This is a genomic window from Mycolicibacterium tusciae (assembly GCF_002086795.1).
Lineage (GTDB): Bacteria > Actinomycetota > Actinomycetes > Mycobacteriales > Mycobacteriaceae > Mycobacterium > Mycobacterium tusciae.
On record NZ_MVIM01000010.1, the window covers coordinates 165,905 to 181,671 of the forward strand.

Below are 15,767 nucleotides of genomic sequence, written 5' to 3' on the forward strand. Positions count from 1 at the left end.
TCAGGCCAATTCTAGGCCTCGACCTCGCTGCGGTCTCCGCTCCACAGCGTGTGGAACCGCGCGGACGGATCGGCGTCGATGCGGCCGTAGGTGTGGGCGCCGAAGAAGTCGCGCAGGCCCTGGGTGAGCGCCGCAGGCAACCGTTCGGTGCGCAACCCGTCGTAGTAGGACAGCGCCGAGGAGAAGCCTGGGATCGGGATGCCCAGCTCGGTCGCGGTCACCACGACGCGGCGCCAACTGTCGATCGCGGCCTCGATCGCCTCCCGGAAATACGGGGCGACGATCAGCGACGGCAGATCTGGCGTCTCGTCGAACGCTTCCTTGATGCGGTTGAGGAACTTGGCCCGGATGATGCACCCGCCACGCCAGATGGTGGCCATATCACCCGGGGTGATGCCCCAGTCGTATTCCGCGCTGCCTGCCTGAATCTGGTTGAAGCCCTGCGCGTACGCGATGATCTTGGAGGCATACAGTGCCTTGCTGACGTCATCGATGAATCGTGCTGCATCGCCGGGCTTTTCGCCGAGATCGCCGGACGCCAGACCAGTGGTCGCCTTGCGCTGCGCCACCGAACCCGACAGCGCGCGGGCGAACACCGCCTCGGCGATCCCGGTCACCGGCACCCCGAGATCCAGCGCTGACTTCACCGTCCACCGTCCCGTGCCCTTCTGCTCGGCCTCGTCGAGGATGAGGTCGACAAGCGGTTTGCCGGTCTTGGCGTCGGTCTGCCGCAGCACGTCGGCGGTGATCTCGATGAGGAAGCTGTCCAGGTCGCCGGAGTTCCATTCGGCGAAGACGTCGGCGATCTCGGGTGCGCTCAGTCCCAGCGCATCGCGCAGCAGCTGGTAGGCCTCACCGATCAGCTGCATGTCGGAGTACTCGATGCCGTTGTGCACCATCTTCACGAAGTGCCCTGCGCCGTCGGGTCCGATATGCGTGCAGCACGGCACCCCGTCGACGTGCGCGGAGATCTCCTCGAGCAGCGGGCCCAGCGACTTGTAGGACTCGGCCGGACCGCCGGGCATGATCGACGGGCCCTTGAGCGCGCCCTCCTCACCGCCGGAGATGCCGGCGCCGACGAAGTGGAGCCCGCGCTCGCGGATCGCCTTTTCGCGGCGGATGGTGTCGGTGTAGAGCGCATTGCCGCCGTCGATGATGATGTCGCCTTCCTCCATCGCGTCGGCGAGCTCGTTGATGACGGCGTCGGTCGGGTCGCCCGCCTTGACCATGATGATCACTCGGCGTGGCTTCTCCAGCGCGGCAAGGAATTCGGGGATGGTCTCGCTGCGCACGAAATTGCCCTCGGAGCCGTGTTCGGCCAGCAGCGCGTCGGTCTTGGCGACGGACCGGTTGTGCAGCGCCACGGTGTATCCGTGGCTGGCGAAGTTGCGCGCGAGGTTGGATCCCATGACCGCGAGGCCGGTGACCCCGATCTGAGCCGTGCCGTTCGTGGGATTTTCAGACGAGCTCATTCGGGCAGCCTTTCGTTTTGGTCGTGCAGGGATGGCCTACTACACAGAAGCGCTATGCAGTGAACAAACGATTCAACTCGGTCAACCAGGGCAGGACCACCGCGACGGTGGGCACCACCAGAACGGCCGCGGCGGCCACGTAGGCGCACGCAGCCACACCCAGGCTGTTGCCGCGGCCGCCGAGACGGCGCACGCGGGTCACGGTCGTGGGTCCGCCCGCGGCCAGCGCGCCCGCGGGTGTGGGGCCCGTGGCGCAGGCGACCAACGCGCGAGCCAACGGAGTGGGACCGGCCGCACGCACCGCGGCGTCATCGGCCAGCATCTCGATGAGCAACCGCACGGCATCCAGCGCGCTGGCACTACGGACGAAACGTGGGAACGCGGCATGTACCGCGGTGAACATCTCGAGCACCAGGTCGTGCCGGGCCCGCAGATGTGCGCGCTCGTGCGACAGGATCGCGGCGATCTCGTTGTCCGCCAGTGTCGTGAGGGTGCCCTCGCTGACCACCACGCGACTGCGCACGCCCGGCAGACAGTAGGCAAGGGGTTCCTCGACGTCGAGAATGCGCAATCCGGACTTGTGGGACTTGCCGACGAGGTCGACAACCATCCGGTGGTGTGCGCGCCTGCGCCGCGTCGCTATCGCGACCTGGACGACCGCCACCGCAAGACGCGCCCCCACCATCAGCGTGAGCGCGAACACCGCCACGTAGGTGATCCACAGCGGCCAGCCGAGCGCGTCGATCTCGCCGGCCAACGTCGACGTCGGCCTGCCGTCGGGTCCGGGCGCGAAAAGCCTGCTCGCGATGGCGATTCCGGCGGAGAAGGCCGAGAGTACGGCGGCCAGCGCGATGGATTGCCACAGCACGATCGCGGCCCGCGGCGCCCGCGACGGCCACTTTGCCCGCGCCAGCATCGCCGGCACCGGTCCCGACAGGACCAGCGCCATGATGGAGAAGGCCAGCGCCGACACGCTGTAAGTGTCTCTCAGCCGGTGCCCGGCTCGCCAGCGGGTGGCGATATCCGGTGCTTGCTCTCCAACTCGGACAACGCGCGACGCAGCGCCGCCGCCTCGTCGGCGTTGACGCGCTCGACGAAATGCACGAGCGCAGCCTCGCGGTCACCCGAGTCCGCAGCTTGGTCCAGGGCATCGACCATCAACCCGGCGACCAGTTCGTCGCGCCCGTGGGTCGGGGCGTAGCGATGCGCCCGGTCATCGCGGTGCTGGACGACGAGATTCTTCTTCGCCAGCCGCTGCAGGACGGTCATGATCGTTGTATAGGCGAGGTCGCGCTGGGCTGCGAGTGCCTCGTGGACCTGGCGCACGGTTTGGGGCTCGCGCGTGGACCACAGGTGGTCCATCACAGCGCGCTCGAGCTCCCCTAGACGCGTCAACTTGGCCATCTTCCTTCATCTCCTAGAGACGGTAGGTCCAGCGTACTACGGGTTTACTACCGTGCGTCGTATCGCGCAGGGCTACCCGTTCGGCGCGTTGTCGCGCACGCCAGACGGAATGTTCCGGCTTGGTTCGTTCCAGGTCACCGCCCCTTCGCCTGCCCTTGTGAGTCGAGTCACAGGGTATGGCTCCAACGGTCGACCTGACTATAGTAAGGCTATCCTAAGTCAATATCGGGAGGTCCCATGACGGTTGTGGTCGACGACCCGCTCATCTCGAGCATGGCCATCGCGCAGGCGCTGCCATTGCACGAATCGAGCCGCCGATTGCGCGAGCTGTATCCCGAATGTCCACGTGTCTACGGTGTCGCGGTGATCGGCGATCTGTCACGCCGCCGCTGGTGGCCGTTGACGCAGGCGCTGACGACCGACCGGCTGCATTCGATGTTCAAGCTCGCCGCCGAGGAGACCGAAAGTCGTGCCGCGGTGGCCCAGCAGCTCGCCGCGACCCTGGCGCACGTGGTCGTCGGGCGAGTGGTGCCGCTGCTAGTGCTCGAGGGTCGCGCCTGGGACACGGGCCTGGAGAATCTGTGGGTGCACGTGGACTCCGAGGGCGCGATCGACTGGGTTGGTGTCGTCGACCCCACGCTGCGCGCACTGCCCGACGACCCGTTCTTCGGTGACCGTCCGAATACCCGGTCACACAGCGCCATCCGGGATGGAATCGTCGCCCTGCCTAACGAGGCCGCGCTGACGACGTGGATCGCACACCGCAGTCATCGCACTCTTGCTCCGTTGTTCGGCAAGCTTGCCGAGGTCAGCGGTTCGGCGATCTCGATCGCAGCCATGTGGCACATCGTCGGCGCCGCGGTGGTGGGCGCCGCGACGCAGGTGCCGCTGCTGGCGGGCTCCAGCGAGCTCACGAGCATGCGTCGCGGCCAGGCTGTGCTCGACGCGCTGGTCGGATTCGGGCTGCCCGTGCGGGGTGCTACAAGAATTCCGCCAGTAGCGGCAGCGAAGGTATTGCTAAATTAGGGCAGCCTTGCCTATGCTCTTGACAGAACGAACTTGAACCACCGGACCGCACCGGAGTCCTGAGGGCTGCAGAGACTCCCGGTCCACACGAAGGAAGGGCCCCGCACACTGTGCGGGGCCCTTCCGCATTTCAGGTCTCGACCACAACAGTCCGACCATCACCGTGTAGACAATCTGCGTGAGCACAGACATCCCGGCCGGCCTTGGTGCCGGCTTCGACTCGGCGATCGGCCTTGAATTCCTCGAGCTGACCCCCGACGGCGGCACCGCCCGTCTCGAGATCAACGACAAGCTGCTGCAACCGTGGGGGATCGTGCACGGTGGCGTGTACTGCTCGGTCATCGAGAGTCTCGCCAGCGTGTGCGGGCAGGTCTGGCTCGGCGAGAACGGCGGCGGTCACGTCGTCGGCGTCAACAACAACACCGACTTCCTGCGCGCCATCTCCGCGGGCACGGTGACGGCGGTGTCGGTTCCGATCCATCGCGGCCGACGCCAGCAGCTGTGGCTGATCACCATCACCGACGACACCGAGCGCGTCGTGGCGCGAGGCCAGGTGCGGCTGCAGAACCTGCCTCCCGAGTAGCCGCCGCTTTCCTCGCGCTGCTGAGGGGTGCGGGGCGTGGCAGTATCCCCGACTATGCGATTAACGCCGCATGAACAGGACAGGCTGCTGCTGTCGTACGCCGCGGAGCTGGCGCGCAGGCGCCAGGCGCGCGGGCTCAAACTCAACCACCCCGAGGCGGTCGCCTTGATCACCGATCACCTCCTCGAAGGGGCGCGCGACGGTCGCACGGTCGTGGAGTTGATGGCCAGCGGCCGCGAGGTTCTCAGCCGCGACGACGTGATGGCGGGCGTTCCGGAGATGCTCGACGACGTCCAGGTGGAGGCGACGTTTCCCGATGGGACGAAACTCGTCACCGTCCACCATCCGATTCCATGACGGCCGAACATGCGTCGTGGGCGCCCGGCGAGATCGTCTACGGCACCGGCGATATCGAGATCAACCAGGGCGCGCAACGGGTCGAGATGGACATCCTCAACACCGGCGACCGTCCCGTCCAGATCGGTAGCCACGTCCACCTACCGCAAAGCAACGTCGCCCTGCAATTCGATCGTGCAACCGCCCACGGACATCGGCTCGACATTCCCGCCGGCACCGCGGTGCGGTTCGAACCCGGTGTTGCCCAGCGGGTCTCGTTGGTACCGCTGGGCGGATCACGCGAGGTTTATGGGTTGAGCCTGCAACCGCCCGGGCGATTGGATGATGCGCGATGAGTGCCATTTCCCGAGCCAGGTATGCAGCGCTCTTCGGGCCGACGACCGGCGACCGCATCCGATTGGCGGACACCGATCTGTTCATCGAGATCACCGAGGATCGCAGCGGGGGGCCGGGTCTGGCCGGCGACGAGGCGGTCTTCGGTGGCGGCAAGGTGTTGCGCGAGTCGATGGGGCAGGGTCGGGCAACCCGGGCCGACGGCGCACCCGACACCGTGATCACTGGCGTGGTGATCATCGACCACTGGGGAATCATCAAGGCCGACATCGGTATTCGCGACGGCAGGATCGTCGGGATCGGCAAGGCCGGCAACCCCGACATCATGTCCGGCGTGCACCCAGATCTCGTGGTCGGTCCGTCGACCGAAATCATCGCCGGCAACGGCCGAATCGTCACCGCCGGTGGCATCGACTGCCACGTCCACCTGATCTGTCCGCAGATCATGGCGGAAGCCCTCGGCGGTGGCATCACCACCATCATCGGCGGCGGTACCGGACCCGCGGAGGGCAGCAAGGCCACCACCGTGACACCGGGGCCGTGGCATCTGGGCCGCATGCTGGAGGCGCTGGACTCCTGGCCGATGAACATCGCGCTACTCGGCAAGGGCAATACCGTCAGCGCCGAATCGATGTGGGAGCAATTACGCGGCGGCGCTTCGGGTTTCAAGTTGCACGAAGACTGGGGGTCGACCCCCGCGGCGATCGACGCCTGCCTTTCCGTCGCCGATGCGTCCGGAGTGCAGGTTGCCCTGCACTCGGACACGCTCAACGAGGCGGGTTTCGTCGAGGACACGATCGGTGCGATCAACGGTCGGTCGATTCACGCCTACCACACCGAGGGCGCCGGCGGCGGCCACGCGCCCGACATCATCCGCGTCGCCGCCGAACCGTACGTACTGCCGAGTTCGACCAATCCCACCCGTCCGCACACCGTCAACACCCTCGATGAACACCTCGACATGTTGATGGTGTGCCATCACCTCAACCCTTCGGTGCCAGAGGATCTCGCCTTCGCCGAGAGTCGCATCCGACCGTCGACGATGGCGGCCGAGGATCTGCTGCACGACATCGGGGCGATCTCGATGATCGGCAGCGACTCCCAGGCGATGGGTCGAATCGGCGAAGTGGTGATCCGCACCTGGCAGACCGCTCACGTGATGAAGCGACGCCGGGGTGCATTGGCGGGGGACAAGTCCGGCGTCCATCAATCCGACAACAACCGCGCCCGCCGGTACGTCGCGAAGTACACGATCTGCCCGGCCATCGCGCACGGCCTCGACCATGAGATCGGCTCGGTGGAAGTGGGTAAGCTCGCCGACCTCGTGCTCTGGGAGCCCGCGTTCTTCGGTGTGCGCCCGCACGCGGTGCTCAAGGGCGGGATGATCGCCTGGGCCGCAATGGGTGACGCGAACGCGTCGATCCCCACACCGCAGCCCGTACTGCCGCGACCGATGTTTGGTGCGGCACCGGCCGCGGCGTCGGCTACCTCGGTGCATTTCGTATCGTCCCAGGCCATAGATGACGGGCTTGCGAACCGACTCGCCGTCGACCGCAGGCTTGTCGCGGTCAAGGATGTCCGCAATGTCGGCAAGGTCGACATGCCGTTCAACGACGCGCTGCCCGAAATCGAGGTCGACCCCGACACCTTCACCGTTCGTATCGACGGCGACGTGTGGCAGGAGGACCCCGCCGTCGAGTTGCCCATGGCGCAACGCTATTTCCTGTTCTGACAGGTTGTTCCGATGAACCTGGCGACACTGCTGACATTGTCGGACTCGCGGCTGCCGACCGGCGGCCACGTGCACTCCGGAGGTGTCGAGGAGGCCGTCACCGAGGGTCTGGTCCGCGACCTCGTCACGCTGCGGGCCTTCCTGATCCGGCGAATCCGCACCACCGGGTTGGTGACCGCATCGGTGGCCGCGGCCGTGCACGGCGGAAGCCTGGCGGTCACCGGCGCGGACGCCGAGATCGACGCCCGCACACCGGCACCCGCCGCGCGTCAGGCATCCCGTGCGCAAGGACGCGGTCTGTTACGGCTCGCCCGACGGGTCTGGCCGGCCGAATCCTGGGAATCGTTGGGTGCCGCGCCGCACCTCGCCACCGTGGCCGGTGCCGTCGGCGCGGCCAGTGGGCTCGAGCCCCAACAGACGGCGCTGACGGTCGTCTACACGACGATGACCGGATCGGCTACGGCCGCGCAACGGCTCCTGGCGCTGGACCCGGGTGACGTCGCGGCGCTGACTTTCGAGCTGGCCGCGTTGTGCGACCAAACCTCGACTACGGCCTGCAAGGAGTTGGCCGACCTGTCCGATCCGCTGCTCGACCTGCTGGCCCAGAAGCACAGCCAACGCGAGCGACCCCTGTTCGCATCCTGAAGGAGAGTTCGCCCCATGCCGCCCCAGCCACCGCATTTCCTCGACGGCCAGCCACACGGTCACACCGACCGACCAAAACGCCGGCGGACACCGGGGGAGCCGTTGCGCGTCGGCATCGGCGGGCCCGTCGGCTCGGGCAAGACGGCGTTGGTCGCCGCGTTGTGCAGGCAACTGCGTGACGAGCTGTCGTTGGCCGTGCTCACGAACGACATCTACACCACAGAAGACGCCGACTTCCTGCGCCGCCACGCCGTCCTGCCCGACGGCCGCATCGCCGCGGTGCAGACCGGCGGTTGCCCCCACACCGCGATCCGCGACGACATCACCGCCAACCTCGACGCGATCGACGATCTCATCGCGGGCAACGAGCGGCTCGACCTGATCCTGGTGGAATCCGGTGGCGACAACCTGACGGCCACCTTCTCGTCCGGGCTGGTGGACGTACAGATCTTCGTCATCGATGTCGCCGGCGGCGACAAGGTACCCCGCAAGGGCGGCCCGGGCGTCACCTACTCGGATCTGTTGGTGGTCAACAAGACTGATCTCGCGCCGCTCGTCGGGGCCGATCTCGACTTGATGCGCCGCGACGCGGCCACCGTGCGCGGCGACCGTCCGGCCGTGTTGATCTCGCTGACCGAAGACCCCGCCGCGACGGCTGTGCTCACGTGGGTGCGCGAGCAGTTGAAGGTTCCGGTCTGATGCGATCCGACATGCTCGTCGTCGCACATCGAGGCCGCCGGCCGCGAATCGAATCCAGCGGCGGTATCGCGGCCCGGGAGACCGAACCCGACACCGTGCACTTGGTGTCGGCGGCGGCCACCCCGCTCGGTGGAGACTCCATATGCGTGCGCATCGTGGTGGAACCGGGCGCGCTGCTGCGCGTGCGCACCGCCGCGGCGACGATGACGCTGCCCGGACCGGCCACCCATGAGTCACACGCGAATTGGCTTCTCGAGGTCGCCGGCGAGCTCGATCTGGACCCGCAACCGACCGTCATTGCGGGCGGTTCCCGGCATATCACGTCGACACGGCTGGCCCTCGAAGGATCCGGCCGAGTCAAGCTGCGCGAGCGAATCCAGATCGGGAGAACCGATGAACGCCAGGGCTTCTGGTCCGGATCGCTACACGCCGACGTCGACGGGACTGCGCTACTGCGGCATCGCATCGAGCTGGGTCGCGGTTCGGTGGCCGACGACGAGTTGGCTGCGCCGATGGCTTGCATCAGCGAGTTGCACTACCCACGAACGGACGTTGACACCGCCGGCACGACGCTCGCGCTGGCGCGTGGCGGCTGCCTGTCGACCTGGCAGGGCGAGCGGCTCTAGACCGCGGCTCTCTCTTCCGGATCCTGCACCAACGCCGCGATCTCCTCGAGCTCTTCGATTCTGGTGCGGGCGTACGCCTGCTGCTCGGTGATCGTGAGGTTGCCGCGCTTCTTCGACAGGAACGTCACCGTCCACATCAGCAGCGTGGTGATCTTGCGCCGGAATCCGACCAGATACACCAGATGCAGCACCAGCCAAGCGAGCCAGGCGATGAAGCCGCCGAACTCGACCGGGCCGATCTTCGCCACCGCGGAGAAACGCGACACCGTGGCCATCGAACCCTTGTCGAAGTACTGGAAGGGTTCGCGCTCAGCGGGATTGGCGCCCTTGAGCTCGGCTTTGATCGCTTTGGCGGCGTACCTGCCGCCCTGGATGGCCCCCTGGGCCATGCCGGGAACGCCTTCGACGGCGGCCATGTCGCCGACCACGAACACGTTCGGATGGCCGGGAACGGTCAGGTCGGGCAGCACCTTCAGCCGTCCCGCGCGGTCGACCTCGGCGTCGGACTGATCAGCGATGTCGCGGCCGAGCGGGCTCGCCGAAACGCCCGCCGACCACACCTTGGTCGCGCAGTCGATGCGACGGAACTTGCCATCGGGATCCTTGACCGTGATGCCGTTGCGGTCGACGTCGGTGACCATTGCCCCGAGCTGGATCTCGACGCCCATCTTCTCCAGGCGTGCCTTGGCCTTGTTGCCGAGCTTCTCGCCCATCGGGGGCAGCACGGCGGGTGCGGCATCGAGCAGGATCACCCGGGCAGTCGTCGAATCGATGTGCCGGAACGCGCCCTTGAGCGTGTGGTCGGCGAGTTCAGCGATCTGCCCGGCCATTTCGACTCCGGTAGGACCGGCACCGACGACGGTGAAGGTCAACAGCTTCTCGCGGCGAGCGGGGTCGCTGGATCGTTCGGCCTGCTCGAACGCGCCGAGGATGCGGGCACGCAACTCCAGTGCATCATCGATCGACTTCATGCCCGGTGCCCATTCCGCGAAATGGTCGTTGCCGAAGTAGGACTGGCCCGCGCCCGCAGCGACGATCAGTGAGTCGTACGGCGTGACGTAGGTGTGCCCGAGCAGCTCCGACCTGACGGTCTGATTCGCCAGATCGATGTGCGTCACGTTGCCCAGCAGCACCTGCGCGTTCTTCTGATTGCGCAGGATCATCCGGGTCGGGGGAGCGATCTCGCCCGAGGAGATGATGCCGGTCGCCACCTGGTACAGCAACGGCTGGAAAAGGTGGTGAGTGGTCTTGGCGATCATCTTCACGTCGACGTCGGCACGCCTCAGCGCTTTGGCAGCGGTCAGCCCGCCGAACCCTGAACCGATGATGACGACCTTGTGCCTATCGGTTGCAGTGGCTCCGGGATGGCTCATTGTCGGGCTCCTCGACGGTGCTTCACGTGCTATTTCTACCCACTACGGTAGTCGCCCGAACCTCCGATCCACGCACGGTTTGGCTGTGTTGTTTCCCACGTCAGCGCGGGGAATCACCCGGCGAGAACCGGTTTCAACGCCTCGCCGACGGCGGTGACGTGGCCGGGGTGGTAGCCGTCGAGGCTCGTCACCGGGCTGAGGATCACGCCGGTGACACCCGCGTCGAACACCTTGGTCTTGATTTGCTCGGCGACCTGCTCGGCCGTGCCGTACACCGCCTGCTGCTTGAAGTCGTCGGGAATCAGGTCCTCGGTGATGCCGTCGCCGATGAGCGCGATGACCAGCATGCTCGTCTCCAGCGTGGCCGGATCGCGGCCGATTTCCTCGCAACGCTCCTTGACCACGGCCAGCTTGCGGGGCAACTCGTCGAATCCCGCGATGATGTTCAAGTGGTCGAAGTGCTTGGCTGCCAGCGGGATCGTCTTCTTCTCGCCGCTGCCACCGATCATCAGTGGGATGTGGTCGCGGAAGCGGGGTTCGGCCATGGCCTCGACGGTGCGGTAGTACTTCCCGTTCACCGTGGGCCGCTCGCCCGCAAGCATCGGCAGGATGATCTCCAGCGCCTCGCCGAGCTTGTTGAAGCGGTCGGTGAACGTCCCGAACTCATAGCCGAGCGAGTCGTGCTCGAGCTCGAACCAGCCGGTGCCGATGCCCAGAATCGCCCGGCCCTGGCTGATGACGTCGAGCGTCGTGATCGCCTTGGCCAGCAGCGTGGGGTTGCGGTAGGTGTTGCCGGTCACCAACGTTCCGAGCTGCACACGCTCGGTCGCGGTGGCCAGCGCGCCGAGGGCGGTGTACGCCTCGAGCATCGGCTGGTCGGGCATTCCGAGGCCGGGCAGTTGGTAGAAATGGTCCATCACGAAGACGGAGTCGAAGCCTGCGGCTTCGGCTTCCTGAGCCTGCGCGATGACGGTGGGGAAAAGTTCGGTGACGCCGGTGCCGTAGGAGAAGTTGGGGATCTGGAGTCCGAGTTTGATGGTCACGCCTTCACGTAACCACAACTAACCGGAGCGGTCACCCCGCTTTAGCTATCGGCGAACGAAGGAATATTCAGCCGAAGTTCGCCAGCGCACCGTGACTGACATGCATCGTCTGACCGGTGATGTGCCGGGCGGCCGGCGTTGTCAGGAACAATGCGAGCCGGCTGATCTCCTCGGCCACCGAAAGCGGCGACTGCGAGAGACCGTCGTAGCCGGGTTCGGCATTCCGGCCCGATGCGACCGCGTTCACGGTGATACCGCGGATGCCGAAGTGCTGAGCCTGCCCCGCCGTCCAGTCGGACACCGCGGCCTTGATGGCGGCCTCAGCACTGCCCTCGGCCGGGTGCTCGGGTACGACGGTGATGATCGAACCCCCCGAACGCAGGTGGTCACCCAGAATCTGCACGGTCAGGACGGCGGAAAGAATCGTCGAGTCGAGCGCATTGCGCCAAGCCGTCGCCAGATCGGAGAGGGAGTACATCCGCGGATCGCCCGCCTGCCAGCGTGGCGCGGGAACATTGACGATGGTGTCGAGATGGTGCGGGAATTGGTCCCGCGCCGTCTCCAGGTTCGCCGCATCGGTGTTGTCGAACACGATGGCGTCGACTTCGAGTTCTTTGGCGGCGACGTCCAGTTCGTCGCGGCGAGCGCCTGCGATCACGACCTGGTGGCCCGCGTTGCGAAAGTTCTCCGCGATCGTGCGTCCTAGGTCGGTGTCGCCTCCGGTGACAAGCACGTCCATCGCAAGGACCTCCTCTGTGTTCGACGCTGAACCCCAGCCCGTGGATGAAATGTTACTGGACAGTAGCTATAGGAGGAAACGCGGCACGCGCACACGGCACCACATCGCCGCCGAAGTGCCATAGGGTCGTGATCTGTGAAGCCCGTCGCGGCGGTGACCACCTCGAAGACCAGCGCGATTTCCGCAGTTCGCGCGTTGCCGTGAACCCGTCGGCCGTCCTCCCTCGGTGGATCTACGTCCCGGCTGCGCTGGGGGCTCTGTTCGTCGCCGTTCCTCTCGTCGCGGTGGCTGCAAAGGTCGACTGGCTGCGATTCTGGTCCCTGATCACCAGTCCGGCATCGGTGTCCGCACTCGAGCTGAGTCTGCGTACCGCGACCGCCAGCACCGTGTTGTGCCTGATCCTGGGTGTGCCGATGGCTCTGGTGTTCGCCCGAAGCGACGCCCGGGCGGTACGAATGACGCGGCCGCTGATCCTGCTCCCGTTGGTGCTTCCTCCGGTGGTCGGGGGCATCGCGCTGCTGTACGCCTACGGCCGCCTCGGGCTGATCGGGCAGTACCTGGACGCCGCGGGCATTCAGATCGCCTTCACGACGACAGCGGTCGTGCTGGCGCAGACATTCGTGTCGCTGCCGTTCCTCGTGATCGCGCTGGAAGGCGCGGCCCGCACCGCGGGGACGGACTACGAGGTCGTCGCCGCGACCCTGGGCGCCCGACCCACCACTATCTGGTGGCGGGTGTCACTGCCGCTGCTGGCCCCAGGCTTGGTGTCCGGCGCGGTCCTGGCATTCGCACGATCGTTGGGCGAATTCGGCGCCACGCTCACGTTCGCCGGTTCGCGCGAGGGCGTCACCCGCACCCTCCCCCTTGAGATCTACCTACAGCGGGAGAGCGACGCGGACGCGGCGGTCGCGCTTTCTCTGCTCCTCGTCGTGATCGCGGCCGTGGTGGTCATCGGGCTCGGTAGCAGGCGGTTGCGGGCAGGCGGCGCCAATGCGTGGTGAATCAGCGTGACGGACGTCAGTGTGCGCGCGGTCGTCGAGAACCGCGGTGTGGATATCGAATTCGTGGTGGACGCCGGCGAGGTTCTCGCCGTACTCGGTCCGAATGGCGCGGGTAAGTCGACGGCACTTCATGTGATCGCGGGTCTGGTGCGGCCCGACCACGGCGTCGTCCGCGTCGGCGATCGGGTGCTGACTGATACGGCTACGGGCACGCATGTCGCCACCCACGACCGCCAGGTCGGGCTGCTGATGCAGGATGCGCTGCTGTTCCCGCATCTGAGCGTGGTCGCCAACGTCGCCTTCTCCCCACGCAGCTCACGTGCGGATGCTATGCGCTGGTTGGACGAGGTCGAGGCCTCCGAGCTGGCCGGTCGTATGCCCCGGCAGCTGTCGGGTGGGCAGGCGCAGCGCATCGCGTTGGCTCGCGCGCTGGCCGCCGATCCGGATGTGCTGCTGCTCGACGAACCCCTGGCCGGCCTGGACGTTGGAGCGGCCGCCGCGATGCGCAAACTGCTGGGCCGCGTTCTCGCGCGCGACGGCCGATCCGCGGTCCTGATCACCCACGACCTGGTGGACGTCCTCACCCTCGCCGACAAGGTACTTGTCCTCGAGGAGGGTAGGGTCGTCGAAAAGGGCTCCGCCGCAGCGGTTTTGACTGCACCTCGCAGCAAGTTCGGGGCGCGCCTCGCCGGCGTCAACCTGGTGGCGGGCGTTGCCGGCCCACCGGGAGTGTTGGCGACGCAGTGGGGGGTTGTCTGGCATGGCGTCGCCGAACCCGACAGCATCGCCGGGCAGTCTGCGGTGGCGTTGTTCTCGCCGGCCGCGGTCGCCGTGTATCGCGACAAGCCGCACGGCAGCCCGCGCAACACCGTGGCGGTGTCTGTCGCCGAGCTGGACAGCCGCGGGCCCGCCATCCGCGTCCGCGCCGAGGATCAGCCGGACGGCGCCCCGGGACTGGCCGCCGACATCACCGCCGATTCGGCCGCCGAGCTGCGGCTGGCGCCGGGGGAGCGCGTCTATTTCTCGGTCAAGGCGCAGGAGGTCACGCTTCTCCCCAGCCCGTAACGACGCGGCTCGCCCATGCGAATTAACAACTGGATTGCCTGTGAGAGCCGTCACCAACCGCCGTGAGCGCGCCCCGCGCCAGGTGTGGGCCCCAGATGGAACAGCAATCTATTAAATGCTGTCTACCTGCGCCTTAGAAGCTTACAGCAATGTCACGATTGAGCACATTTGGAGCAACTCGCACTTGCGTCACGGCGGTAACACGGTATTTTCTTCCCCATGGATGAGCGAGACGCGTTACGCGAACCCCGCAAGGGCCTCTCAAAGTCGCTGATGATCGCGGCGGTGACCGGTGCGACCGCGGTGGCGCTCACACTGCCTTCGATCGCGCAGGCGCAACCGGAGCCGACGCCGGCGCCGCCACCTCCGCCACCGACCGGCAACACGTTCATGCAGGGGCCACCCCCTCCGCCGGGAGCACCCGCGCCCCCGCCGCCGGGTGCCCCGGCGCCGCCGCCTGCTCCGCCGGGAGCCCCCGCGCCGCCACCTCCGCCCGCGGACCCGAACGCACCGCCACCGCCGGTGGATCCCAACGCCCCACCGCCGCCGCCCGTCGACCCGGGCCGCGTCGACAACGCCGCCGGCGGCTTGAGCTTCGTGGTGCCCGCCGGATGGAAGGTGTCGGATTCCACCCAGCTGTCTTACGGCCAAGCGTTGTTGACGAAGATCACGCCTGAGGGCGCGGAGCCGCCGAACGACACGAGCGTGCTGCTCGGACGGCTCGATCTGAAGCTGTTCGCCGGCGCCGAGACCGACAACACGAAGGCGGCCCAGCGGCTCGCATCGGATATGGGCGAGTTCTTCATGCCCTTCCCCGGCACCCGCATGAACCAGGAGACGGTTCCGCTCGACGCCGACGGCATGCCCGGCGTTGCCTCCTACTACGAGGTGAAGTTCACCGACGCCAACAAGCCCACCGGGCAGATCTGGGCCGGCGTGGTCGGTGAGCCGGTCGAACCCGGCACACCGCGCGGTCAGCGCACCCCGCAACGCTGGTTCGTCGTCTGGCTCGGAACCGAGGCCAACCCGATCCCGAAGGACGAGGCTGTCACACTGGCGAACTCGATCCGGCCCTACGCCCCGCCGGTCGCTGCGCCTCCGCCGCCTGCGGATCCGAACGCTCCGCCCCCGCCGCCGGCTGATCCGAACGCTCCGCCTCCGCCGCCTGCGGATCCGAACGCTCCGCCTCCGCCGCCGGCCGATCCGAACGCTCCGCCTCCACCACCTGCGCCCGCGGGCGTCGGGGTCCCCGTGCCAGTGGCGCCGGAGGCCGCGCCGGGGATGTTGCCGCCCGGCTGACAGGCCAGGACTGGACTGGCTGCAACGCACGCACAACGCGATGCGACTGCGTCCCCGGATCGACCGGAATTACCGATGAGCGTTCGACTCCCGAGTGGAAACCGGCCATCGACCTTCGCGGTCGTCAATATTGGTGACTTGCTTGGCCGGGCGGCCTACGATCAGGAGTACAGCTGAGGTCGGGGATGGGTAAGGGAGCCTCCATGCTGAACTTGATTTGTCGCGTGACGGCCAGAGTGGCGGTGGCTCTTGCGGCGCTTACCTGTATCTCGTTGGTGTCGCCGGCGGTGGGAAGTGCAATTGAGTGCGGAGTCGGAACTCTTTTCGACCCACCCTCGAACACCTGCATCGCCGCTCCACTTCCGCCGCC

General features: G+C 67.1%; 17 protein-coding genes. 11 read left to right on the plus strand and 6 right to left on the minus strand.

Features of this window, described 5'->3' with window-relative positions:
- Positions 1–11: 11 nt before the first annotated feature.
- The 3 genes from gndA to BST47_RS19395 are packed head-to-tail and all read right to left on the minus strand — an operon-like array spanning position 12 to position 2,876.
- On the minus strand, positions 12–1,472 hold the full coding sequence (gene gndA, locus BST47_RS19385; protein WP_083127258.1) for an NADP-dependent phosphogluconate dehydrogenase: 1,461 nt from the start codon (positions 1,470–1,472) through the stop codon (positions 12–14).
- A gap of 52 nt (positions 1,473–1,524) precedes the next feature.
- Positions 1,525–2,445, minus strand: a complete 921-nt coding sequence (locus tag BST47_RS19390; RefSeq protein ID WP_083127259.1) for a M56 family metallopeptidase — start codon at positions 2,443–2,445, stop codon at positions 1,525–1,527.
- A gap of 14 nt (positions 2,446–2,459) precedes the next feature.
- Complete coding sequence (locus tag BST47_RS19395; protein WP_083127260.1) at positions 2,460–2,876, minus strand: BlaI/MecI/CopY family transcriptional regulator; 417 nt, start codon at positions 2,874–2,876, stop codon at positions 2,460–2,462.
- Between the two features lie 237 nt (positions 2,877–3,113).
- Between BST47_RS19395 and BST47_RS19400 the strand changes: the two genes are divergently transcribed.
- From BST47_RS19400 to BST47_RS19435, 8 genes are all read left to right on the plus strand, one after another.
- On the plus strand, positions 3,114–3,902 hold the full coding sequence (locus BST47_RS19400) for an iron reductase (RefSeq protein WP_083127261.1): 789 nt from the start codon (positions 3,114–3,116) through the stop codon (positions 3,900–3,902).
- Positions 3,903–4,080: 178 nt separating this feature from the next.
- Positions 4,081–4,485: a PaaI family thioesterase gene (locus BST47_RS19405; protein WP_083127262.1), complete on the plus strand. Its 405-nt coding sequence runs from the start codon at positions 4,081–4,083 to the stop codon at positions 4,483–4,485.
- 54 nt (positions 4,486–4,539) lie between these two features.
- A complete protein-coding gene (locus tag BST47_RS19410) occupies positions 4,540–4,842 on the plus strand; it encodes an urease subunit gamma (RefSeq protein WP_083127263.1) in 303 nt (100 codons plus the stop codon).
- Entirely contained in the window at positions 4,839–5,177 is a 339-nt protein-coding gene (locus tag BST47_RS19415; RefSeq protein ID WP_083127264.1) for an urease subunit beta, read from the plus strand. The genes BST47_RS19410 and BST47_RS19415 overlap by 4 nt, the downstream gene beginning before the upstream one ends.
- Positions 5,174–6,907, plus strand: a complete 1,734-nt coding sequence (locus BST47_RS19420; RefSeq protein ID WP_083127265.1) for an urease subunit alpha — start codon at positions 5,174–5,176, stop codon at positions 6,905–6,907. The genes BST47_RS19415 and BST47_RS19420 overlap by 4 nt, the downstream gene beginning before the upstream one ends.
- A 12-nt stretch (positions 6,908–6,919) precedes the next feature.
- Entirely contained in the window at positions 6,920–7,552 is a 633-nt protein-coding gene (locus BST47_RS19425) for an urease accessory protein UreF (RefSeq protein WP_083127266.1), read from the plus strand.
- A 15-nt stretch (positions 7,553–7,567) separates the two neighbouring features.
- Complete coding sequence (gene ureG / locus BST47_RS19430) at positions 7,568–8,251, plus strand: urease accessory protein UreG (protein ID WP_083127267.1); 684 nt, start codon at positions 7,568–7,570, stop codon at positions 8,249–8,251.
- Positions 8,251–8,877, plus strand: coding sequence for an urease accessory protein UreD (locus tag BST47_RS19435; RefSeq protein WP_083127268.1), 627 nt, complete (start codon positions 8,251–8,253; stop codon positions 8,875–8,877). The genes ureG and BST47_RS19435 overlap by 1 nt, the downstream gene beginning before the upstream one ends.
- Here BST47_RS19435 and BST47_RS19440 read toward each other — a convergent pair.
- The 3 genes from BST47_RS19440 to BST47_RS19450 form a co-directional block, all read right to left on the minus strand.
- Positions 8,874–10,250, minus strand: coding sequence for a type II NADH:quinone oxidoreductase Ndh (locus BST47_RS19440; RefSeq protein WP_083127269.1), 1,377 nt, complete (start codon positions 10,248–10,250; stop codon positions 8,874–8,876). The two genes, BST47_RS19435 and BST47_RS19440, sit on opposite strands and share 4 nt — an antisense overlap.
- A gap of 113 nt (positions 10,251–10,363) precedes the next feature.
- A complete protein-coding gene (locus BST47_RS19445) occupies positions 10,364–11,293 on the minus strand; it encodes an LLM class F420-dependent oxidoreductase (protein WP_083127270.1) in 930 nt (309 codons plus the stop codon).
- A 67-nt stretch (positions 11,294–11,360) separates the two neighbouring features.
- Positions 11,361–12,032, minus strand: a complete 672-nt coding sequence (locus BST47_RS19450; protein WP_083127271.1) for an SDR family oxidoreductase — start codon at positions 12,030–12,032, stop codon at positions 11,361–11,363.
- A gap of 200 nt (positions 12,033–12,232) precedes the next feature.
- On the opposite strand from BST47_RS19450, the gene BST47_RS19455 reads away from it, so the two are divergent.
- From BST47_RS19455 to BST47_RS19465, 3 genes are all read left to right on the plus strand, one after another.
- Positions 12,233–13,033 (plus strand): ABC transporter permease, encoded by an 801-nt coding sequence (locus BST47_RS19455; protein WP_083127291.1) that lies wholly within the window; start codon positions 12,233–12,235, stop codon positions 13,031–13,033.
- 6 nt (positions 13,034–13,039) lie between these two features.
- Positions 13,040–14,098, plus strand: coding sequence for a sulfate/molybdate ABC transporter ATP-binding protein (locus BST47_RS19460; RefSeq protein ID WP_083127272.1), 1,059 nt, complete (start codon positions 13,040–13,042; stop codon positions 14,096–14,098).
- A gap of 219 nt (positions 14,099–14,317) precedes the next feature.
- On the plus strand, positions 14,318–15,397 hold the full coding sequence (locus BST47_RS19465) for an alanine and proline-rich secreted protein Apa (RefSeq protein ID WP_083127273.1): 1,080 nt from the start codon (positions 14,318–14,320) through the stop codon (positions 15,395–15,397).
- Positions 15,398–15,767: the final 370 nt, after the last annotated feature.